Source organism: Vibrio sp. ArtGut-C1 (assembly GCF_002105475.1).
GTDB lineage: Bacteria > Pseudomonadota > Gammaproteobacteria > Enterobacterales > Vibrionaceae > Vibrio > Vibrio diabolicus.
On record NZ_NCTH01000026.1, the window covers coordinates 1 to 23372 of the forward strand.

The following is a 23372-nucleotide window of genomic DNA, read 5'->3' on the forward strand; positions in this document are numbered from 1 at the left end:
GTATTCTCAATCCAAGGTCGTGGTACAGTAGTAACTGGTCGTATCGAGCGTGGTATCCTAACTGTAGGTGACGAAGTTGCTATCGTAGGTATCAAAGACACTACTACTACTACATGTACTGGTGTTGAGATGTTCCGTAAGCTTCTAGACGAAGGCCGTGCAGGTGAGAACGTTGGTGCACTTCTACGTGGTACTAAGCGTGACGAAGTTGAACGTGGTCAAGTACTAGCGAAGCCTGGTTCAATCACTCCACACACTAAGTTCGAATCAGAAGTATACGTACTGTCTAAAGATGAAGGTGGTCGTCACACTCCATTCTTCAAAGGCTACCGTCCACAGTTCTACTTCCGTACAACTGACGTAACTGGTGACATCCAGCTACCAGAAGGCGTAGAAATGGTAATGCCAGGTGACAACGTACAGATGACTGTTGAGCTAATCGCACCAATCGCAATGGACGAAGGTCTACGTTTCGCGATCCGTGAAGGTGGCCGTACAGTAGGTGCTGGTGTTGTTGCTAAGATCTTCGACTAATTCATAACGAATTAAACGAAATCTTGCACTCTTCTTCTTTATGAAGAAAGCGCATCGAGAAAGGGAAGCTTAGGCTTCCCTTTTTTATATCTAAATTATATTTGGTTATAAGTGTTCGTAGGAAATACGTTAATTTTTTAATTTAAAAACAGAATATTACCGGCTCTATTTTTCAACACTTTTGGTCGTAACACCTAACTCTCTGATCTTGGCCTATTGTCACCAAATCTATATAACAAAATATTCTGAACAGGCCCATCAATACGACTGGTAACAAGAACTATTCTTGTTTACATTGGTTGCCACAGGTTAATTTAATAGGTTTTTGAGTATGTACGTTTGTCTTTGCCATGGGGTCTCCGACAAGAAAATTAGGAAGTTGGCGATAGATGAAGGCGTAACGGATATTAAAGGAATCAAAAAATGCACAGCATTGGGTAGCCAATGTGGTAAGTGCATCAGACAGGCCAAGGATATTTTAGCGGAAACCAGTTACACGGTATTCAAACAAGCTAGCTAATTACTGTGAGCATGCAGTAATCAAGTAATTATTTGCCTAGCGTTTTGACACCTTCTCATTTGCTTCTACATTTAAATGAAGCTAAAGAGGAGGTTTTTGTCATGAAAGGCGATCCAATCATCATCCAACATCTCAATAAAGTGCTCGGAAATGAGCTCATCGCTATTAATCAGTATTTTCTTCATGCTCGAATGTATAAGGACTGGGGGTTAAAGCACCTAGCAGATAAGGAATATCACGAATCTATCGATGAGATGAAACATGCCGATCATCTGATTGAGCGTATTTTGTTTCTTGAGGGCTTACCGAATCTACAAGATTTAGGCAAGTTGATGATAGGTGAAGACACCAAAGAAATGCTCGAGTGTGACTTAAAGCTTGAAATGGCCGCCATTCCAGATTTAAAAGATGCGATTGCCTATGCTGAAGACATTCGAGACTATGTGTCTCGCGATCTGTTTCAAGATATTCTTGAAGATGAAGAAGAGCATGTTGACTGGCTAGAGACGCAACTTGGCTTGATTGAAATGTCTGGCATTGAGAACTACCTCCAAGCGCAATACGTAGACGAAGAGTAATAGCGTCCAGGATTTTGCGCACTTCAATTGTAAGAAGAAAAGAGCACCTGACTCGAAAATCAGGTGCTTATCCCCGCTATCTGGTCTAATCTCTTTTATTATCGGCTTTTTAAGGATATTGCTCGCAATCTTGCCTATGAAGTTTGATTTCTATCCGATAGAATTTATGCCCCCTTACCTAAAAATAAAAAAGAGAAACGTCCATGTCTGAAGACAATCGCCAAGCAGCCACTCCAGAAGAAGAACATCGCCAAAAAGCATTGGATTACCATGCTTATCCAACTCCAGGGAAGATTGCTGTCGAATTGACAAAGCCTGCGGAAACGGCGGGTGATCTTGCCCTTGCTTACAGCCCAGGTGTTGCAGAACCAGTGCGTGAAATCGCACAAAACCCTGATAACGTGTACAAGTACACAGCGAAAGGCAACATGGTTGCTGTTATTTCTAACGGTACCGCTATCCTGGGTCTAGGTAACCTAGGTCCACTTGCATCTAAGCCAGTGATGGAAGGTAAAGCGTTACTGTTTAAACGTTTTGCTGGCCTTGACTCGATTGATATTGAAGTTAAGCACCGCACGATCGATGAATTTGTTGATACTGTTGCAAGCATTGCAGACACTTTTGGTGGTATCAACCTTGAAGATATTAAAGCACCAGATTGCTTTGAGATTGAAAAGCGTTTAATTGAGCGTTGTGATGTACCAGTATTCCACGATGATCAGCACGGTACTGCGATTGTAACAGCGGCAGGCATGCTGAACGCGATCGAACTTCAAGGTAAGAAGCTTGAAGACTCAACGATCGTTTGTCTTGGCGCTGGCGCTGCAGCCGTTGCGTGTATGGAGCTGCTGATTAAATGTGGTGCAATGCGCGAAAAAATTTACATGCTGGATCGTAAAGGTGTAATCCACACTCGTCGTGATGATCTTAATGAATACAAGCAGCTATTCGCAAACAACACGGACAAACGCACATTAGAAGACGTGATTGAAGGCGCGGATCTGTTCCTAGGTGTATCTGGTCCAAACCTATTGCCAGCGGAAGCGTTGAAGCTGATGGCAGATAAGCCAATCGTATTTGCATGTTCGAATCCAGATCCTGAAATTAAGCCTGAACTTGCCCACGCTGTTCGTGATGATTTGATCATGGGTACTGGCCGTAGTGATTACCCGAACCAAGTAAATAACGTATTGTGTTTCCCATTCATCTTCCGTGGTGCTCTTGATGTGCGCGCAAGTGAAATCAATGATGAAATGAAACTTGCAGCCGTTGAGGCGATTCGTGAGCTAGCAAAAGAGCCTGTACCTGAAACTGTATTGAAGGCCGCAGGCGTCGATAAGCTTGAGTTTGGTGCAGACTACATCATTCCAAAACCAATGGACTCACGTTTACTACCACGTGTTGCAAAAGCTGTGGCTCAGGCGGCAGTTGATTCAGGTGTTGCTCGTATCGAGATGCCTGAAAACTACATGGCAGAGTAATATATCTATTAGATGTGATGTACAAAAAATGGGACGCAATCGCGTCCCATTTTTTATGTCATTCTTTTGGCTCGAGATAAGAATTGCTATCTGAAGCCTCAAGCCTCGCTTTTTTACTCTTCGTCAAACGACTCAAATTCGATGCCCATTTCCGTCATCAGTGCTTTTACTTCTGTTGGAATATCATCTGGACGGTCTTTACGAAGGTCTTCATCTGTTGGAAGTGGCTGACCTGTGTACGCGTGCAAAAATGCTTCGCATAGTAATTCACTATTGGTTGCATGGCGTAAGTTATTGATCTGACGGCGAGTACGCTCATCAGTTAGCACTTTTAAAACTTTTAGCGGGATAGAGACGGTAATTTTTTTTACTTGTTCGCTTTTTTTGCCGTGCTCTGCATATGGGCTAATGTATTCGCCATTCCAGTCAGCCATTGCACACCTTCATTTATGTAATCGGTTAAAAATAATTTAGGTGCTGATTTTAGCTGCATTTACCGCCATAAGCAAAGACATATAGACGTCTAGAAGTGTTGACGTCTTATTTTTTGACGAGTAAAGTGAACAGAACAGCAAAGGAAGCGTGTTGATCACTTTATTTTACTCATTAGATATAGCGCATTCCTATTTAGAAGTCATTACCCGTGAAAGGATACACCCATGAGCTCTCGCAAACCTGCGACCATTGCAGTACGCACTGGTATTGAATCAGACAGCCAATATCACGCTGTCGTTCCACCTATTTATCTTTCCACTAACTATGGTTTTCCTGCTTTTGGTGAAGTACCTAAGTATGATTACACGCGATCTGGAAATCCAAACCGCGGACTGTTGGAAAGTGCGTTATCTGAACTCGAGTCTGGAAAAGGAGCGGTTGTCACGAACTGCGGTACGTCGGCATTAAATTTATGGGTGTCCGCTTTTCTTGGCCCTGATGATCTCATTATTGCTCCTCACGATTGTTATGGCGGCACCTATCGTCTTTTTAATACCCGAGCCAACAAAGGCGATTTTAAGGTTCAGTTTGTCGATCAATCAGACGAGCAAGCTTTGGATGCAGCATTAGCACAAAAACCAAAACTCATTTTGCTAGAAACTCCGTCAAACCCTCTGGTTCGCGTAGTGGATATTGCAGCTACCTGTGAAAAAGCGAAACAAGTCGGCGCGTTAGTTGCGGTGGACAATACCTTTTTGACACCCGTGTACCAAAAACCTTTAGAGCTAGGTGCGGATTTTGTTATCCACTCCACAACGAAGTACATCAACGGTCATTCAGACGTGATTGGTGGCGTGATCATCACCAAAACAGAAGCGCATGCAGAAGAGCTTGCATGGTGGGGCAATTGCATTGGTGCGACTGGCACACCTTTCGATAGTTATATGACGTTGCGAGGCATTCGTACACTTGGTGCTCGCATGCGAGTGCATGAAGAGAGTTCACAGCAGGTACTGGCTTATCTCCAGAAGCAAGCGTTAGTTAAAACCATTTATCATCCAAGCCTGCCGGAGCACCCGGGTCATGACATTGCTAAAAAGCAGCAAACGGGCTTTGGCTCTATGCTGAGCTTTGAGTTTGCCGGTTCGTTTGAGCAGTTAAAAGTGTTCGTTAAAGAGCTCCAACTGTTTTCATTGGCTGAGTCATTAGGTGGAGTAGAAAGCTTGATTTGTCATCCGGCATCCATGACGCATCGCGCTATGGGAGAGGAAGCACTGGCAGATGCGGGGGTGTCGCATCAACTATTGCGTTTGTCTGTCGGCTTGGAAGATGCACAAGATCTCATCACAGATTTAGAGCAAGCATTCGCTAAAGCTGCCCAACAATAGGAGACGATAATAATGACTTTACAACGTCAGCTGCATAAGTTTGGTGGCAGTAGCTTAGCAAACCCAGAATGCTATTTACGCGTTGTGGATATTCTTAAGGAGTATTCGACGGAAAATGATCTTGTGGTCGTCTCGGCGGCAGGAAAAACCACTAACCGCTTGATTGAGTTCCTGGAAGGGTTAGACAAAGATGGCCGAATCGCGCATGAAGCACTTCAAAGCCTAAGGCAGTTCCAAACGGAGCTAATAGAAAATTTGTTGGAAAATGAAGTACAAGAAGAGCTATTAGCGTTACTGCATGATGAGTTCAGTACCTTATCTGAGCTGACAGCACCACTCACTGGCGCGCAAAAAGCCGCGGTACTAGGACACGGAGAAGTTTGGTCTGCTCGCCTATTGGCCGCGTTATTATCTCAACGTTCTATCCCCGCTGTTGCACAAGATGCACGAGCGTTTTTACGTGCGGAAGCTGGGACTCAACCTGAAGTTGATCGCGCTCGTTCATATCCTTTGATAAAAGAAGTTCTCGCGCAACACAATCATAAACGTGTGGTAATTACTGGCTTTATGGCTCAGAACGAGGCGGGCGAAACCATTTTACTTGGTCGTAATGGCTCTGACTATTCTGCAACTGTCATTGGTGCTCTGGCTGAAGTGAGCACAGTCACCATTTGGAGTGACGTTGCCGGTGTCTATAGTGCCGATCCGCGTTTGGTGGCAGACGCGTGTCTGTTACCGTTACTTCGATTGGATGAAGCCAGCGAACTCGCCCGTTTAGCCGCCCCAGTCCTACACAGTCGTACACTTCAGCCTGTGGCGCAAAGTACTATGGATCTCAACCTCAAGTGTAGCTATCTGCCGGAATCGGGCTCTACTCGTATTGAGCGTGTCTTAGCGTCTGGCCGTGGCGCTAAAATTATTACCTCGCTGGATGATGTTTTATTGGTGCAGCTGTCTTTCATGCATGGGCACGACTTCGAAAAAACACAGAATGATGTATTACAAGCGTTGCAGCGAGCGCAATTGGAGCCATTGGCATTTGAGGCACAGCCCGATCAACACACGTTGCGCTTGGCGTATACCGCAGAAATTGCCGGTGGCGCACTGAAACACTTACAAGATCTTGCGGTTGAAGCGGAGATTAAGCTCAAAGAAGGCTACTCTCTCTTAGCGGCGGTAGGCGCTGGCGTTACGAAAAACGCCAACCATTGTTTTGGTTTTTATCAGAAGTTAAAACACTCTCCGGTTGAATTTATTTCTGAAACTGAGTCGGGGCTGAGTTTAGTCGCCGTTTTGCGTCGTACTGATACCGAAGTGTTGGTTCAAACGATTCATAGCCAGTTGTTCCAAGCGCAAAAGCGCGTGGCGGTGGCTTTATGTGGCAAGGGCAACATTGGCTCTAGTTGGTTAAATTTATTTGCAACTCAAAAAGGTGAGCTCGAAAAACGTCATGGCATGAGCTTCGACCTTGTCGCGGTCGTGGATAGTCAAACCTACTGGTTCGATGAGCAAGGTATTGATGCAGCAAGTGTTGCTGAACGATTTGATGATGAAAGCCTAGCAAACGATGGGTCTTGGTTGACTCAATTAGGAGCGCTAAAAAATTACGATGAAGCCGTAGTGCTTGATGTGACAGCGAGTAAAGACTTAGCTCAGCGCTATGTAGAAATTGCGCAGCAGGGCATTCATTTGATTTCTGCTAACAAAGTGGCGGGTTCGGCAGATAGCCAGTACTACCATCAGGTTCAAGATGCATTCGCTAAAATTGGTCGTTATTGGCTGTACAACGCGACGGTTGGTGCGGGGTTACCAATAAACCATACCGTGCGAGATCTACGTGAAAGTGGGGATGAGATCGTTGCTCTATCGGGTATTTTCTCAGGGACGTTATCATGGTTATTCCAACAATTTGACGGCTCAGTACCATTTAATGATTTAGTCGACCTCGCTTGGCAGCAAGGTTTAACAGAGCCTGATCCTCGTTCTGATTTAGATGGTTCAGATGTGATGCGTAAGCTGGTTATCTTGGCTCGAGAGTCTGGTCTCGATATTGAGCCGGGCAGCGTTAAGGTTGAATCTCTGGTACCAGAAGAATTAAGAGAACTTAGCATCGATGACTTCTTCGATAACGGAGGGCTGTTGAGTGAAATACTGCAAGAGCGCCTGACAAAAGCACAGAGAAACGACCAAGTGCTTCGCTACGTTGCTCGTTTAGAAAAAAATGGTAAAGCGACGGTGGGAGTAGAAGCGTTATCTCGTGAACATGCACTCGCCAACCTACTGCCGTGCGACAACATTTTTGCCATTGAAAGTAAGTGGTACAAAGATAACCCACTCGTTATTCGAGGGCCTGGCGCAGGAAGAGAAGTGACAGCCGGCGCGATTCAATCCGACCTCAACCGATTAGCCGGTTTATTCTAAAGTTGCGAGATACCTAAAACCCTGGAACCCGACCAGGGTTTTTTATTTTGCCTTCAGTGCCATACTGAAGTATCGGCTTGTGATAAGTGGTGAAATAACGTTCAAGTAATAACTTGAACTATCCTCATTATTAACTTGAGAAAAATTCATAATTACAAGGTTGACATTAAATCGTATTCAATACATTCTGTAGACATATAGACGTCTAAACGTCGATTTAAGGAATTTGTTTTCGTGGCGGAGTGCCACAGGGAGAGTAAGATGGGATACACGCACGCAGGCCATATTGACGCCTTGAACCAGAATATTGCTGAGTTGTCAGACAACATCAATGTATCATTTGAGTTTTTTCCACCAAGCAGCGCGAAGATGGAAGAGACACTCTGGAATTCAGTGCACCGTCTTAAAACGCTCCAACCTAAATTTGTTTCTGTGACTTACGGCGCTAACTCTGGCGAGCGTGACAGAACGCACTCCATCATTAAAGAAATCAAAGCAACAACCGGATTGGTTGCTGCTCCTCACCTCACTTGTATTGATGCTACTCGCGAAGAGTTAATTAATATTGCCGATGATTATTGGAATAATGGCATTGAAAATATCGTTGCTCTGCGTGGTGATATTCCTCCTGGTGGCGGTGCGCCTGACATGTATGCCTCGGATCTGGTTGAGCTGCTGAAATCACGTCACGATTTTGATATCTCAGTAGCCGCGTTTCCTGAGGTTCACCCTGAAGCTAAAAGTGCGCAGTCTGACTTATTGAACCTAAAACGTAAGGTTGATGCTGGCGCAAACCGTGCAATTACTCAGTTCTTTTTTGATGTTGAGTCTTATCTTCGATTCCGTGACCGTTGTGTAGCGGCAGGAATTGACGTGGAAATTGTGCCAGGAATTTTGCCTGTATCGAACTTTAAGCAAGCCTCTCGCTTTGCTGCGCAGAACAATGTGAAAGTACCAGGCTGGATGAGTAAACAGTTCGAAGGCTTGGATGATGATCCGGTGACTCGTCAGCTTGTGGGAGCAAGCCAAGCTATTGATATGGTGCGCGTACTGAGTCGTGAAGGCGTTAAGGATTTCCACTTCTACACCCTAAACCGTGCAGAGATGACTTACGCTTTATGTCATACGCTAGGCGTTCGTCCTCGCGCTGTAGTAGGTGCATAAATCGGGTTTCAAAAAGACAAAAGGCTTGCCGAGTGGCAAGCCTTTTTCGTTGTATCAAAGTAAAAGGAAATTAACCAATCACTTCAAGTTCTGTTAGGACTTCTTCAGCCCACGTGATCCACGTTTCACGTAACAGTAGGTTACGACGAAGCGTTAAACGCTCTAGGCGAGCTTGTTTGTCTAAAGTTGACGGCGTTGCGTAGTAAGCCGCTTCAATTTCTTTGTAGTGAGAAACCAGTTTGCGAGACTCTTCAACCAGTTCGGCGAGTTGATCACGGAAAGGTGTTGATGGTTGAACGGCACATGCCATCAATTTCGCTGAAAATTCATCACGAACAGTCGGGTGTGCAGTTGGTTGATCAAACCATTCTCCTAAAGCGCTGCGACCAGCATCTGTGATGGAGTAAACCTTACGGTCTGGTTTGCCTTCTTGGGGTTCTAATACGCAAGTAACCAGCTCTTTCTCGGCCATTTTATTGAGTTCACGGTACACTTGTTGGTGGCTTGCTTTCCAGAAGTAACCGATGCTAGCAGAGAATTCTTTAGTGATATCGTAACCGGTTGCGTCGCGAGTGCTAAGAACAGTTAAGATTACGTGTGGTAATGACATGTCTTCAATCCAAATGGTCAATAAACTTGTAAACAAGCTACTTATACTTTCAGCTGTGCTCTTTCTGGCACTTGAGTTTTTTAATGTATAAGTAGCACCAACAATGTTGGTCCTGTCACCTTAAAGCCGTTTATCACCTAGAGAGATGGGGAGTCCCATCATGGCTGGAGCAGGTATGATTGGATTTATGAGCTCTCAGCAGGCAAGTAGTATATAAATAATAAGCATGAAGTGGAATAGTAGGACAAAATTACCCTAAAAAACTAACATAATAATCAATAGTGTTAACTTGTGGTTTTTTATTCTTTTTGTGTGGTAGTTTTTGGGTTATTTATAGTTTATTAAACTGCCTTTTGGTTGCGCAATTATCCAGCGCCAAAAAAAGCTGAGCACTTGCTCAGCTTTTTTATTACAAATGAAGCGATTAGCCTGTGTTGCGCATGCCAGCTGCAATACCAGCAATTGTCACCATTAGTGCTTCTTCTAGGTTTGCAGATGCTTCTTCGGTTTGGCGTGTACGGTATAGCAACTCGGCTTGTAGCATGTTCAATGGCTCAACGTAGATGTTGCGCAAGCGAATTGATTCGAGTCCCCAAGGGTCATGCTGCATCAAGTTTTCGTTGTTCTCTACATTCAGTACTGCTTTGATATCTTCTTGAAGCTGAGCGCGAAGCTTTTCACCGAGTGGACGGAGTGATTCATCCACCAATCGCTCATCGTAATAGCGAGAAATATCGATATTACACTTCGAGTACACCATTTCTAACATGCCAAGGCGAGTCGAGAAGAACGGCCATTCACGACACATCTCTTCGAGCAGCGCTTGGTGACCTTTATCGATCGAGTATTGAATTGCTTCACCCGCACCTAACCATGCTGGAAGTACCAAACGATTTTGGCTCCATGAGAAGATCCACGGGATTGCACGTAAGCTTTCCACTCCGCCCTTCGGATTACGTTTTGCAGGACGAGAGCCAAGTGGCAACTTACCGAGCTCGAGCTCTGGTGTCGCTTGACGGAAGTAAGGCACAAAGTCAGGCTCGCCGCGAACTACGTTGCGATAAGACTCGCAGCTAACTTCTGATAGCACTTCCATTAAGTCGCGCCATTCTTGTTTTGGCTCTGGTGGTGGCAATAGGTTGGCTTCTAGAATCGCGCTCGCGTAAAGGTTAAAACTGTTTACAGCGACATCTGGAAGGCCCAGTTTAAAGCGGATCATCTCGCCTTGTTCTGTTACGCGCAAACCACCTTTCAAGCTTTTTGGTGGTTGAGACAGAAGTGCTGCGTGTGCTGGCGCGCCGCCGCGGCCTACTGTACCGCCACGACCGTGGAATAGAGTCAGTTCAACACCTTCTTCTTCCGCCACTTTTACTAACGACTCCATTGCATGGTACTGAGCCCAGCCTGCAGACATGACACCCGCATCTTTCGCTGAGTCAGAGTAACCAATCATGACCATTTGGTGGTTTTGGATAAAGCCACGGTATAGGTCGATACCCATCAGCTGTTTGATGACCGATTCTGCATTGTTCAAGTCGTCTAGCGTCTCGAATAATGGGCAAACATCCATACGATATGGGCAGCCTGCTTCTTGCAGAAGTAGGTGGACTGCTAACACATCCGATGCAGTGCGTGCCATAGAAATAACGTAGGCACCGAATGCTTCACGCGGTTGTGCTGCAATAATCTTACAGGTGTCCAAAACCTCTTTGACAGGTTCTGATGGTTCCCAATCACGAGGCAGAAGAGGACGCTTAGATGCGAGTTCGTTGGTTAGGAAAGCAATCTTATCTTGCTCGCTCCATTGTTCGTAATCACCAATGCCTAAGTAGCGGGTTAATTCAGACAATACGTCTGAATGACGCGTGCTCTCTTGGCGGATATCAAGGCGAACAAGATGAATACCAAATGCTTTTACGCGGCGCAATGTATCTAGTAGAGAGCCATTTGCGATCACACCCATGCCACATTCATTTAGCGACTGGTAACAGGCATACAGAGGTTCCCAAAGTTGCTCGACTTTTTGCAACGGAGCTTTAACGGCCAGTTTTTGACCATGGATTTTAGCATCGAGAATATCTTTGGTTTCGTTCAATAGTGAGCGAAGTTGTTTCAGGATCGCACGATATGGTTCGTGCTGATCTTCGCCAGCAAGTTCACGAACTTGATCGTTTGAAACCGTCATAGACAGTTCACTGATCAACTCGTTGATGTCATTGAGATAAAGATCTGCGGCTTTCCAACGAGACAGAAGCAATACTTCACGTGTCACGCTATGAGTGACAAACGGGTTACCGTCGCGGTCACCCCCCATCCAAGAAGAGAAGTGCACAGGGCGAGCATCAATTGGTAAACCTTCACCCAAGTAAGATTTCAAGCGATCGTGCATTTCACGTAAGAAGTCTGGCACTGCTTCCCACAGTGAGTTTTCTACTACGGCAAAACCCCATTTCGCTTCATCCAATGGAGTAGGGCGTTGTTGACGAATTACGTCAGAATGCCAGCTTTGTGCGATAAGTTGCTCTAAGCGACGCTCGGTTTTCTTGCGCTCTTTAGAAGAAAGATCACTCAGTTCCAACTTTGATAAGCACTCGTTGATCTTGACCAATTTGTTGATCATCGTGCGACGCGTGATTTCCGTTGGGTGAGCCGTCAATACCAATTCAATATTCAGATCACGAACCGCTTGCGCAGTGTCCAGTTTGCTCACATCGTTTTGTACCAGTTTAGAAAACAGCGAGTTAATCGCGTCTGGTTCACAAATGTGCTCTTCACAATGGCGTGAAATCGTGTGGTATTGCTCAGCAATATTGGTGAGATTTAGAAATTGGTTAAACGCACGGGTAACGGGCGTTAGCTGCTCATCGGGTAGGTGTTTGATTTCTTCTATCAAGCTTTCCCTGTCTGCTTGATTACCTGCTTGAGCCGATTTGGATAATTTACGAATGGTTTCCACTTTCTCGAAGATTTCTTCGCCATGGGCATCGCGAATGGTGTTACCCAATAAGTGGCCTAACATGCGCACATTACTTTTGAGTGCGGCGTATTTCTCGTTCATTGTCGTCCTGCCTCGTAAAAAAACTACATCCATTGTCCTTGTTAAGACTCCAATCTAGCGAAAAGCACCAGTTATAGTCAAATAAAGCAGACTAAGTTTGCAATTATTCCGCTGTCTCCTGATTTAGAGCAAATTTACGGCAGCTGTAGAATAAGAAGTGAAAATTAATTACAAAATAACAAGTTAAAGAAGTGTTAAGGCTAGCGCTAAATTGTGAAGATAAAAAGATGCAGCTCAATCGAGCTGCACTGACTTTTGAGTTTATTCGCGTATTAACAGCAATACTTGACCATTGCCTTTGAAAGCACATCAATTGTGGGATCGATAAAATCAAATGAGAGAAACTCATCCGGTTGGTGCGCTTGGTCAATTGAACCCGGGCCAAGAACTAAGGTTGGACAGAGCTGTTGTAAGAAGGGCGCCTCAGTACAGTAGTTCACGGTTTCTGAACTGGTTTGGCAGATCTCTTCAACACCACCGATAAATGGGTGGTCATGTTGGCATTCGTAACCCGGAATTGGTTCATGTAACGGAATTATCTCCAAGCGTCCGGGCCACTTTGCTTCGACTTCTTTTAATGCTCCGCGCAGCATATTTTCTAGGCCATCCAGGCTGATCCCTGGTAGTGGGCGAACATCATAGTGCAGCTCACAGCAACCACAAATACGGTTAGCGCTGTCACCGCCGTGAATGTGTCCAAGGTTTAGGGTAGGGCTTGGAATGGCAAACCCCGGATGGTGGTATTCTTTCACCAATTTATCGCGCAGTTGCATCATGGCAAACATCACTTCATGCATGATCTCAATCGCGTTAACGCCTAAGGCAGGATCGGATGAATGGCCTGACTTACCCGTGACCCGAATTGCATTCGCCACATGACCTTTGTGGCCGCGAATAGGAACGAGGCTGGTAGGCTCACCAATAATGCAGTAATCCGGCTTAAAAGGGGCGTTTACGGTGAAATGTCGTGCACCCAACATGGTGGTTTCTTCGTCACAAGTGGCTAATACGTATAGCGGCTTGGTCTGCTTGCTCCAGTCGACTTTTTTGACGGCTTCGTAAATAAAGGCAAAAAAGCCTTTCATGTCTGCCGTGCCTAAACCGTAAAAGCGGTTGTCTTTTTCAGTCAGTTTATGTGGATCAAAATTCCATCGTCCTTGATCGAATGGCACGGTATCACTATGGCCCGCAAGTAAAAGGCCGCCTTCACCCTCTCCCATACGTGCGATCATATTGTGCTTGCCTGGCTCGACTTCGATCACTTCAACGCTAAAACCCAGATCTTTAAACCAAGATGCGAGTTTTTCGATGACTTTTGCATTGCCCTGATCCCAGCTCGGATCCGTGGAGCTGATAGAAGAGGTGCTGATGAGTCCTTCATAGACCTCTAGAAAAGTTGGTAATTGCATGGATTCTTCAAATCTCCTGTTGACAGACAGACCACAAAAATGTAAAACACATATTAAATCATATTTAATGAATAAAAAATCAAAATAAAGCAAAAATTAAATATGAATAGTCATTTGAGCCTTTAAGTATATGGATGTCACACAATGCTAAAAACCACGATTATTGGAGCCAGCGGTTACACCGGCGCAGAGTTAGCGTTAATGGTTAATAAACACCCACAACTCACGCTATCAGGTTTATATGTTTCCGCCAACAGTGTTGATGCAGGAAAGAATATTGCGCAGCTGCACGGTAAGTTAGCAGGCATCATTGATATGCCGGTCTCGCCACTAACGGATCCACTGCAAATCGCTCAAGAATCGGATGTGGTGTTTTTAGCAACGGCTCATGAGGTGAGCCACGATCTAGCCCCAACTTTCTTGGAGGCAGGCTGTCAGGTATTCGATTTATCGGGGGCATTCCGCGTCCAAAGTGAAGGTTTTTACAACACTTTTTATGGCTTCGAGCATCAACATAATAACTGGCTAGATAAAGCTGCATACGGCTTAGCAGAGTGGAACCAGGAATCAATTAAAACTGCTCCCTTAGTTGCTGTAGCAGGTTGCTACCCGACTGCTTCGCAGTTAGCCATCAAACCTCTACTCGAAAATGCATTAGTGGATACCAATCAATGGCCTGTCATTAACGCGACCAGCGGTGTGTCCGGAGCTGGGCGTAAAGCTTCTATGGTGAACAGTTTCTGTGAAGTGAGCTTGCAACCTTATGGTGTATTTACTCATCGTCACCAACCAGAAATTGCTCAGCACTTAGGTTGCGATGTGATTTTTACTCCGCACCTAGGCAACTTTAAACGCGGCATTCTTGCCACGATCACCATGAAGCTAGCATCAGGCGTTACAGAGCAACAAGTCGCTCAAGCATTTGAACAAGCTTATCTAGGAAAGCCAGCCGTGCGTTTAAAAGGCGATGGCATTCCACGTATTCAGGATGTCGAAAATACCCCTTTCTGCGATATCGGCTGGAAGGTACAAGGCGAACACATCATTGTGATTTCAGCCATCGACAATCTACTCAAAGGTGCATCAAGTCAAGCGATGCAATGTCTCAATATTCATTATGGTTACCCAGAACTGACAGCGTTGCTGTAGTCGTTGAAAGAGGGAAATGCGATGACGCAAACCAATCAAGCTCCTTTAGTCATTAAGCTAGGCGGTGCAGCTCTATCTTGCACTCAAACCTTAAGCCAACTTTTTGGTGCCATTGCGGCTTACCAAAAATCGGCACAGCGACAAATCGCCATCGTTCATGGCGGTGGCTACCTAGTTGATGAGTTGATGGCAAAGCTTCAGCTTGAAACCGTAAAGAAAAACGGTTTACGCGTAACGCCTTACGATCAAATTCCGGTGATTGCAGGCGCGCTTGCAGGTACCGCAAACAAGCTGCTTCAAGGTCAAGCGATTGCGGACGGTCTTAACGCTGTGGGTCTTAGCCTTGCGGATGGTGGTTTGTGTCTTGTTGAAGAACTTGACCCAGAACTCGGCGCGGTAGGTAAAGCATCACCGGGTGATTCAACGCTATTACAAGCGGTACTAAACACAGGCGCACTGCCGATCATCAGTTCAATTGGCTTAACCACAGATGGCCAGATGATGAATGTGAATGCTGACCAAGCCGCAGTCGCGGTGGCAGGTGCTCTCGATGCTGAATTAGTCCTGTTGTCAGATGTGAGTGGCGTACTCGATGGCAAAGGGCATTTGATCAAAACGCTATCTGAGCAAGAAGCCGATGCATTGATCAAAGGGCAAGTGATCACAGACGGCATGATCGTCAAAGTTAAAGCTGCTTTGGAGGCGGCCAATGATCTTGGTCGCCCTATCGAAGTCGCGACCTGGCGTTACCCAGAAAAATTAGTACAGCTATTCGCTGGTGAAAGTATTGGAACGCAATTTTTGCCTCAATAAGCATCAGCAAAAGAATTCAATATTAGGAAGTAGTAGTTGGCACTGACCGCCGAGCGCAGCGCCAGTTAAGTTTGGAGAAGAAAGATGAGCAAAGTGAACGTAAATAAAGTGGTAGTCGCATACTCAGGCGGTCTAGATACCTCAGTAATTATCCCGTGGCTAAAAGAGAACTACGATTGTGAAGTCGTTGCTTTCGTTGCCGATGTTGGTCAAGGCGCAGAAGAGCTAGAAGGTATTGAAGCGAAAGCAAAAGCTTCAGGTGCTTCTGAGTGTTACATCGCTGACTTGAAAGAAGAAATGGTCGCAGACTACATTTACCCAACGCTAAAAACCGGCGCGTACTATGAAGGTAAGTACCTGCTGGGTACATCAATGGCGCGTCCAATTATTGCTAAAGCACAGGTTGAAGTCGCACGTAAAGTGGGCGCGGACGCATTGTGTCACGGCTGTACAGGTAAAGGTAATGACCAAGTTCGTTTCGAAGGCGCATTCGCAGCACTAGCACCAGATCTACAAGTGATTGCCCCTTGGCGTGAATGGGACCTAGTGAGCCGTGAAGAATGTTTGGATTACCTAGCTGAGCGTAACATTCCTTGTTCAGCGTCTCTTACTAAGATCTACTCACGTGATGCAAACGCATGGCACATTTCTACTGAAGGTGGCGTCCTAGAAGATACGTGGAACGCACCAAACGAAGATTGCTGGGTATGGACTGTAGACCCAGAGCAAGCACCAAACGAAGCGGAATACGTCACGCTGAAAGTAGAAAAAGGTGAGGTGGTCGAAGTTGATGGCGAAGCGATGACACCATACAACGCGTTGGTTTATCTAAACGAAAAAGGTGCGAAGCACGGTGTTGGTCGTATCGATATCGTGGAAAACCGTCTAGTAGGAATGAAATCTCGTGGCTGCTACGAAACACCGGGAGGTACCATCATGATGGAAGCGCTGCGTGCCGTTGAACAGCTAGTGTTAGACAAATCATCATTCGAATTCCGTGAAGAGCTGGGTCTAAAAGCGTCTCACCTTGTGTACGATGGCCGTTGGTTTACGCCACTATGTAAGTCGATCCTTGCCGCTTCAGAAGAGCTAGCGCAAGACGTGAATGGCGAAGTGGTTGTTAAGCTCTACAAAGGCCAAGCCACGGTAACGCAAAAACGTTCTGACAACAGCTTGTACTCAGAAGAGTTCGCGACTTTTGGTGAAGATGAGGTTTACGACCAAAGCCATGCGGGTGGTTTCATCCGTCTTTACTCGCTATCAAGCCGTATCCGTGCGTTGAACAGCCAGAAGAAATAATCTCTCCACATCTCGGATTGAGTAAAGACCTGCTATTGGATAGCAGGTCTTTTTTGTTGGCTTATGTCTATGAGCACAAAGATGCAAATGCACTTCATTTGAATATATATGTAAAAATATTGAATTTATACTTTATTTTTTGTCGAAATTGCCGTAACGTTGACCCATAAGAAAAAGTGAGCAAATGACCATCAAATTGGTTACTACTCATTCGAGAACGTTAGAGTAAGCAATAGTCATCAGGAGAAACGCAATGGCATTATGGGGCGGAAGATTTACCCAAGCGGCAGACACTAGATTTAAAGAGTTTAACGATTCGTTGCGTTTTGACTACCGATTGGCAGAGCAAGACATCGTAGGTTCAATCGCATGGTCTAAAGCTCTGCTTTCTGTAGATGTTCTATCGGCAGAAGAACAGCAAAAGCTGGAACTTGCTTTAAACGAGCTGAAGTTAGAAGTGATGGAAGATCCTCATCAAATTCTTCGCTCAGATGCAGAAGATATCCACTCGTGGGTTGAACAGCAGCTGATTAGTAAAGTGGGAGATTTAGGTAAAAAACTCCACACTGGGCGTTCTCGTAATGACCAAGTAGCGACAGACCTAAAACTTTGGTGTCGTCAGCAAGGCCAGCAACTGTTGATTGCTTTAGATCGTCTGCAAGCACAAATGGTTCATGTTGCTAAGCAGCACCAAGGCACTGTATTGCCTGGCTATACTCATCTTCAGCGCGCTCAACCTGTCACCTTTGCTCACTGGTGTTTGGCTTATGTTGAAATGTTCGAGCGTGACTACTCTCGTCTGAATGATGCCTTACAGCGCCTCGACACTTGTCCACTTGGCTCGGGTGCTTTAGCTGGCACGGCTTATCCGATTGATCGTGAACAATTAGCTCATAACCTTGGTTTCCACCGCGCTACGCGTAATTCACTCGATTCGGTTTCGGATCGTGATCATGTGATGGAACTGATGTCGGTGGCCTCGATTTCTATGTTGCACCTTTCTCGTCTTGCAGAAGATATGATCTTCTACAACTCAGGGGAGTCTAACTTTATTGAGTTAGCGGATACGGTGACGTCTGGTTCGTCATTGATGCCACAGAAGAAAAATCCGGATGCACTTGAGTTGATCCGTGGTAAGACAGGGCGTGTCTATGGCGCATTATCGAGCATGATGATGACAGTGAAAGCCCTACCATTGGCGTACAACAAAGACATGCAAGAAGATAAAGAAGGGTTGTTTGATGCGTTAGATACATGGAATGATTGCATGGAAATGGCAGCGCTGTGTTTTGATGGCATTAAAGTAAATGGTGAGCGTACGCTTGAAGCTGCGAAGCAAGGGTATGCGAACGCGACTGAGTTAGCTGATTACTTAGTGGCGAAAGGCATCCCATTCCGTGAGGCGCACCATATTGTGGGCGTAGCGGTGGTAGGGGCAATTGACAAAGGTTGTGCGCTGGAAGAATTGTCTCTGCAAGAGCTAAAAGCCTTCTCTGAGGTGATTGAAGATGATGTGTATGACATTCTGACAATAGAGTCTTGTTTGGAAAAACGTTGTGCGCTGGGTGGCGTTTCGCCTCACCAAGTCGCTTATGCGGTAGAGCAAGCGGATAAACGTCTGAGCCAGCGTGACAGCTCGGCAGTGAAAGTGCGTCCTGCACGTTTGACGGACATTGAAACACTAGAGGGCATGGTGGCTTATTGGGCGAACCTCGGTGAGAATCTACCCCGCTCTCGTAATGAGCTCGTGAGAGATATTGGCTCCTTCGCGGTGGCTGAGCATCATGGTGAAGTGACAGGTTGCGCTTCTCTATATGTGTATGACTCTGGGTTGGCTGAAATACGCTCTCTTGGTATCGAAGCGGGCTGGCAAGGTCAAGGACAGGGCAGTGCAATCGTAAATCACTTGGTTGAGAAAGCACGTCAAATGGCGATAAAGAAGGTCTTTGTCCTCACTCGAACGCCAGAGTTCTTTATGAAGCAGAGCTTCTTACCAACATCGAAGTCGCTGTTGCCAGAAAAAGTCTTGAAAGATTGCGATCAGTGTCCACGTCAGCACGCGTGTGATGAAGTGGCGCTAGAGATCAATTTAATGGAGCAAGTGCTCCAAAAATCGCATGTGGCATGAGCTGAAATTTCGGAGTGATTTTATTAGCATTCAATGACATAGTTATTTTCTGATTCACTTACATCAGTATTTGCTAAAAAAATCGAAAAAATTTGGAACCTTTGAGAGGAAGCTCGGTCTATTAAAGTACCACTGCTTTTTCTTAGAAGAATCTAAGAGAGCCCCAGAACTGATATTGGTTTTGGGGCTTTTTTCTATCTGCCACTTTACTCTTTTTTATCCGTCTCTTTTGGTCCTCGCCGACGTTGCCACGGCAAGATGACAAAACGCATCCATAAGTGCAAAAACAATAAAATATTGAAAGCGAAACCAGCAAAGATCAAAGCGATCGACTCGATGCTTTGTGGATCATCTTTGAACGCAAACCACCACACAATCCAGCACAGTACCGAAAGCACCGTTAACTGATCCAAGCATCGTTGGCAACGCCCAAGCTTTTTCCAAAACCAATGTTCCTCGCAGCGGCGACAAGTCATAGTGTTTTCCAAGGCATCAGTGTTGCTTCAGATTATATACCCAACACAAAGAGAGAAAGCGTTTTTTGTCGCAGCTTAGAGCGCAGGAACACAACCAAAAATGGAAAGTTAGCTTTGTAGAGCTTATGTGGCACGTGATTGATGTATGGTTCGCTGTCAGTCTTTAATAGGAAAAATAATCATGTCGACAGAATTGAAATTTGCACTGAGTATCGCTGGTGGTTTTTTTACGATCGGTGTAGTCGCGATCATCATGGTAAGTCGTTACGCAATGATGGCAGTGTAGTACTTATGTAATCGCCTCAAAGTAGTCAACAGAAAGCCCCGTTTATCACGAGGCTTTCTGTTTTGCTTGGTATGTAAAGACTGGCTCGATTGAGCATGAAATCGTTAGCAACCAGGCCCACAGTCAAGGCAATGTTTCACCATTTCTGGCCCTAAGTGTAGTTTTGCATTCAAATCACGTAGAGCGGTGCGGACACCCTCTTCGATCACTGGATGATAGAAGGGCATATCTAGCATCTCAGAAACCGTCATTCTATTTTGGTGTGCCCAAGCCAAAAGATGCGCGAGGTGTTCTGCGTTCGGCCCCATCATCTCTGCACCTAAAAATCGTCCAGTACCTTGCTCGCCATAGACATGTAACATCCCTTTGTTTCGTAGCATGACACGTGAACGTCCTTGATTCTCAAACGAGACTTCGCCAGTAACAAAACAACCACAGCTTCCTAAGCGAGTTTCCAGTTGTTTGAAAGTTTCACCGACCATAGCTATTTGCGGATCGGAGAATACAGCTGAAATTGGCGAACGACGCAGACCTGCACGAATATCCGGGAAGCGACCAGCATTATCACCAGCAATGCGACCTTGGTCAGCGGCCTCGTGTAGCAATGGAACTTGGTTACTTGCATCACCCGCAATAAAAATACTCTCTACGGAGGTTTGCAATGTGTAGTGATCTGCGGTTGGTACACCGCGTTCATTTAATGCCACATTGGTGTTCTCGATCGCTAGCTTATCTACGTTTGGACGTCGTCCAGTGGCTGCTAAAACGTAATCAACAATAAAGGTTTCTAATTCATCGTCGTGGTTAATGAATTGGATCTCAACTTTGTCTGCGCCTGCTGCATTCGATGATGGTATGCGCTTCATGCTTTCTACTTTTACATCGGCATCAAGATAGAACTCTTCTTTAAAAGTTTTATCTGCGTAAGCCATCACCTCTGGATCTGTCAGTGGACCAACTTGACCACCAAGACCAAAGAGCTTCACTTTCACCCCTAGGCGGTGCAATGCTTGACCGAGTTCAAGTCCGATCACTCCGGGGCCAAATACCGCAACGGACTCAGGCAAATCATCCCAATCAAAGACATCATCATTAATTACGAGACGGTCACCCAACTCATTCCAAGCTGTTGGATAGGCAGGACGAGAGCCCGTCGCGATCACAATCCGTTTTGCGGCGACCTGAGTATGGTCATCTATGATAAGTGTATGATCATCGGCAAACTTCGCGTAACCTGACAACTTGTCTTCTGCGGGAATATCCTCGACGCTTTCAAGCACAAAGCCAACAAAACGATCACGTTCGCGTTTTACACGATCCATGACTTCTTGTCCGTTAATGCGTATTTCACCTTGCGGATGGATCCCAAATCCAGGCGCTTTTTCGATTTGGTGGACACTTTCTGCGGCCGCAATCAACAGCTTAGAGGGCATGCAACCGACGCGAGCACAGGTTGTTCCGTAAGGGCCGCCTTCAATCATTACTACGCTATTAGTATGAGCTTTTGCTGCTCGATAAGCGCCAAGACCAGCAGTACCACCACCAATAATCGCTACGTCGACATTAACTTGTTTCATCGTGAACTCTCGCTTTTTGTTTTTAAGCCAAGCTAGCTACATTGAGCTTGGAGAGTGAATTGGGTCGTTGAATCTGTATAAGGAGTCACCTTATCGGTAGACGACTACTTATCTAGACTAGTAGAAGAAGTGAGTTAGGGTTGGCCTCCGAGCCAAAGGCACCGGAGACCGAGGGTGTAGGCTATGGACAGCTTAGCCTAGATACGCTTCTAGCTCTTCGCTACCGCCGATGTGCTTGCCACCGATAAAGACTTGTGGAACAGTCGTGCGACCAGATATAGCTCGTAGACTAACTGTCGTTGCGTCTTTACCCAGAATCACTTCTTCATATTGAAGACCGTGGTCAATCAGGTTTTGTTTCGCTTTCATACAGAAAGGGCAGCCTGGTTTAGTGAACACCGTGATGGATTCTTGCGTTTTGTAGTCAGGCGCTATGTAATTCAGCATCGTATCTGCGTCTGACACCTTGAATGGGTCGCCAGGTTCGTTTGGCTCAATGAACATTTTTTCTACTACGCCATCTTTTACTAGCATGCTGTAACGCCATGAGCGTTTACCAAAGCCGATGTCGTTTTTATCCACTAACATGCCCATGCCATCGGTGAACTCACCATTACCGTCAGGAATGAAGGTGATGTTTTCTGCTTCTTGGTCTTGTTTCCATGCATTCATCACGAACGTATCATTGACTGAGACACAAATAATCTCATCCACTCCGTGCTCTTTAAATACAGGGAACAATTCGTTGTAACGAGGTAGATGGCTTGATGAACAGGTTGGAGTAAATGCACCCGGTAAGCTAAATACGATAACGGTCTTACCTTTAAATAGCTCATCAGTCGTTACATTCATCCAAGAGTCACCTTGACGAACTGGAAAAGTAACTTGAGGGACTTGTTGACCTTCTTTAGATACAAACATAATGATTTCCTTTAACTATTTTAAATTATGCGTATAGAGCTTAGCGTTTTTCTTTGCTCTGTTTCGTTCTGTTGAGCCCATTATTGTAAAAATCCTTTGATAGCTCTAATCGTTTGGTGTTATGGTTTTGATAGGTATTAGCTATTGTTAAAAGAAGCGAATTGTGAGTTATGAATATTCGAGATTTTGAGTACTTAGTTGCACTTGCGGAACATAAGCACTTTCGCAAAGCGGCAGAAGCATGTTTTGTTAGCCAACCAACATTGAGTGGACAAATTCGTAAGCTAGAGGATGAACTCGGTACCACGCTTTTAGAGCGAAGCAGCCGTCGCGTTTTGTTTACCGATTCAGGGTTGCAGTTGGTGGAGCAAGCTAAGCGTATCTTAAGTGAAGTGAAAACTTTTAAAGATATGGCGAGTGGTCAGAGCGGAGCAATGACTGGGCCGATGCATATCGGTTTCATCCCGACGGTAGGTCCGTATCTACTACCCAAAATTCTGCCGCAGATAAAAGAAGCATTTCCTGAACTGGAGCTGTTCCTGCACGAAGCTCAAACACATCAGTTGGTGCGTCAATTAGAAGAAGGTAAATTGGACTGCTTGGTCTTGGCTTCGGTTGATGAAACGGCACCTTTTAAAGAAATCGAAGTGTATAACGAGCCGTTAAGCGTAGCGGTGCCATGTGATCATGAGTGGGCTTCTCTCGACCATGTTGATATGTTGGAGTTGAATGGTAAAACCGTTTTAGCGCTAGGAGACGGTCACTGTCTGCGTGATCAAGCGTTAGGTTTCTGTTTTGCTGCCGGAGCGAAAGACGATGAACGCTTTAAGGCAACCAGTTTGGAGACACTGCGGAATATGGTCGCTGCTGGTGCTGGGATTACGTTATTGCCTCAGCTTTCTATCCCCAATGAGAAGCAAAAAGATGGCGTGTGCTATGTACCAGCCGTTAACCCTACGCCTTCGCGCAATATAGTCCTTGTATATCGCCCGGGCTCACCACTGCGTGCAAGGTTTGAAGCTTTGGCGGCGAAGATTAAAGAAGTATTGGCTTCTTATCCTTCATTGAACGCCGCGGCGTAAAAGCCGACATAAAAAAGGGAGAGCGAATGCTCTCCCTTTTGCT

At 45.6% G+C, this 23372-nt stretch carries 19 protein-coding genes; 12 read left to right on the forward strand and 7 right to left on the reverse strand.

Annotated elements, in window-relative coordinates:
* From B7360_RS18845 to B7360_RS18860, 4 genes are all read left to right on the forward strand, one after another.
* Nucleotides 1-534 (forward strand): EF-Tu/IF-2/RF-3 family GTPase (locus B7360_RS18845; RefSeq protein WP_254048137.1); only part of this gene is annotated, 534 nt, incomplete at its 5' end.
* Nucleotides 535-865: 331 nt separating this feature from the next.
* Complete coding sequence (locus tag B7360_RS18850; RefSeq protein WP_031780493.1) at nucleotides 866-1054, forward strand: (2Fe-2S)-binding protein; 189 nt, start codon at nucleotides 866-868, stop codon at nucleotides 1052-1054.
* A gap of 101 nt (nucleotides 1055-1155) precedes the next feature.
* Nucleotides 1156-1632, forward strand: a complete 477-nt coding sequence (gene bfr / locus B7360_RS18855) for a bacterioferritin (RefSeq protein ID WP_005395745.1) — start codon at nucleotides 1156-1158, stop codon at nucleotides 1630-1632.
* Nucleotides 1633-1835: 203 nt separating this feature from the next.
* Entirely contained in the window at nucleotides 1836-3113 is a 1278-nt protein-coding gene (locus B7360_RS18860) for a malic enzyme-like NAD(P)-binding protein (RefSeq protein ID WP_006742766.1), read from the forward strand.
* A gap of 113 nt (nucleotides 3114-3226) precedes the next feature.
* Here B7360_RS18860 and metJ read toward each other — a convergent pair whose 3' ends face one another.
* Complete coding sequence (metJ, locus tag B7360_RS18865) at nucleotides 3227-3547, reverse strand: met regulon transcriptional regulator MetJ (protein WP_005381353.1); 321 nt, start codon at nucleotides 3545-3547, stop codon at nucleotides 3227-3229.
* A 225-nt stretch (nucleotides 3548-3772) separates the two neighbouring features.
* On the opposite strand from metJ, the gene B7360_RS18870 reads away from it, so the two are divergent.
* The 3 genes from B7360_RS18870 (at nucleotide 3773) to metF (ending at nucleotide 8521) form a co-directional block, all read left to right on the forward strand.
* Nucleotides 3773-4936, forward strand: a complete 1164-nt coding sequence (locus tag B7360_RS18870) for an O-succinylhomoserine (thiol)-lyase (RefSeq protein WP_005395740.1) — start codon at nucleotides 3773-3775, stop codon at nucleotides 4934-4936.
* 12 nt (nucleotides 4937-4948) lie between these two features.
* Nucleotides 4949-7357 carry a bifunctional aspartate kinase/homoserine dehydrogenase II gene (locus B7360_RS18875; RefSeq protein WP_085344351.1) on the forward strand — a complete coding sequence of 803 codons (2409 nt, stop codon included), beginning with the start codon at nucleotides 4949-4951 and terminating at the stop codon, nucleotides 7355-7357.
* Between the two features lie 261 nt (nucleotides 7358-7618).
* Entirely contained in the window at nucleotides 7619-8521 is a 903-nt protein-coding gene (gene metF / locus B7360_RS18880) for a methylenetetrahydrofolate reductase (RefSeq protein WP_005395737.1), read from the forward strand.
* A 70-nt stretch (nucleotides 8522-8591) separates the two neighbouring features.
* Here the strand turns inward: metF and B7360_RS18885 are convergent, their stop codons facing one another.
* The 3 genes from B7360_RS18885 to argE form a co-directional block, all read right to left on the reverse strand.
* The gene (locus B7360_RS18885; protein WP_005395734.1) at nucleotides 8592-9131 is read right to left on the reverse strand and encodes a PadR family transcriptional regulator; all 540 of its coding nucleotides are present in this window, start codon (nucleotides 9129-9131) and stop codon (nucleotides 8592-8594) included.
* Between the two features lie 424 nt (nucleotides 9132-9555).
* Entirely contained in the window at nucleotides 9556-12189 is a 2634-nt protein-coding gene (gene ppc, locus B7360_RS18890) for a phosphoenolpyruvate carboxylase (protein ID WP_074191330.1), read from the reverse strand.
* A gap of 272 nt (nucleotides 12190-12461) precedes the next feature.
* On the reverse strand, nucleotides 12462-13598 hold the full coding sequence (gene argE / locus B7360_RS18895; protein WP_012841347.1) for an acetylornithine deacetylase: 1137 nt from the start codon (nucleotides 13596-13598) through the stop codon (nucleotides 12462-12464).
* Between the two features lie 144 nt (nucleotides 13599-13742).
* Here argE and argC point away from each other — a divergent pair, with 144 nt between their 5' ends.
* The 4 genes from argC to argH all read left to right on the forward strand — a co-directional run bounded on the left by argC (nucleotide 13743) and on the right by argH (nucleotide 18987).
* The gene (argC, locus tag B7360_RS18900; protein WP_006742772.1) at nucleotides 13743-14747 is read left to right on the forward strand and encodes an N-acetyl-gamma-glutamyl-phosphate reductase; all 1005 of its coding nucleotides are present in this window, start codon (nucleotides 13743-13745) and stop codon (nucleotides 14745-14747) included.
* Nucleotides 14748-14768: 21 nt separating this feature from the next.
* On the forward strand, nucleotides 14769-15560 hold the full coding sequence (gene argB, locus B7360_RS18905) for an acetylglutamate kinase (RefSeq protein ID WP_046874627.1): 792 nt from the start codon (nucleotides 14769-14771) through the stop codon (nucleotides 15558-15560).
* Nucleotides 15561-15644: 84 nt separating this feature from the next.
* The gene (locus tag B7360_RS18910) at nucleotides 15645-16859 is read left to right on the forward strand and encodes an argininosuccinate synthase (protein WP_017821738.1); all 1215 of its coding nucleotides are present in this window, start codon (nucleotides 15645-15647) and stop codon (nucleotides 16857-16859) included.
* A gap of 253 nt (nucleotides 16860-17112) precedes the next feature.
* Nucleotides 17113-18987 carry an argininosuccinate lyase gene (argH, locus tag B7360_RS18915; RefSeq protein ID WP_085344352.1) on the forward strand — a complete coding sequence of 625 codons (1875 nt, stop codon included), beginning with the start codon at nucleotides 17113-17115 and terminating at the stop codon, nucleotides 18985-18987.
* Nucleotides 18988-19193: 206 nt separating this feature from the next.
* Here the strand turns inward: argH and B7360_RS18920 are convergent, their stop codons facing one another.
* The 3 genes from B7360_RS18920 to B7360_RS18930 all read right to left on the reverse strand — a co-directional run bounded on the left by B7360_RS18920 (nucleotide 19194) and on the right by B7360_RS18930 (nucleotide 22247).
* The gene (locus B7360_RS18920; protein ID WP_085344353.1) at nucleotides 19194-19463 is read right to left on the reverse strand and encodes a DUF3624 domain-containing protein; all 270 of its coding nucleotides are present in this window, start codon (nucleotides 19461-19463) and stop codon (nucleotides 19194-19196) included.
* A gap of 390 nt (nucleotides 19464-19853) precedes the next feature.
* Entirely contained in the window at nucleotides 19854-21326 is a 1473-nt protein-coding gene (locus B7360_RS18925; RefSeq protein WP_085344354.1) for a dihydrolipoyl dehydrogenase, read from the reverse strand.
* A gap of 192 nt (nucleotides 21327-21518) precedes the next feature.
* Nucleotides 21519-22247, reverse strand: coding sequence for a redoxin family protein (locus tag B7360_RS18930; RefSeq protein WP_005395721.1), 729 nt, complete (start codon nucleotides 22245-22247; stop codon nucleotides 21519-21521).
* Nucleotides 22248-22417: 170 nt separating this feature from the next.
* On the opposite strand from B7360_RS18930, the gene oxyR reads away from it, so the two are divergent.
* Nucleotides 22418-23329 (forward strand): DNA-binding transcriptional regulator OxyR, encoded by a 912-nt coding sequence (oxyR, locus tag B7360_RS18940; RefSeq protein ID WP_005395720.1) that lies wholly within the window; start codon nucleotides 22418-22420, stop codon nucleotides 23327-23329.
* The last annotated feature ends 43 nt before the right edge of the window (nucleotides 23330-23372 follow it).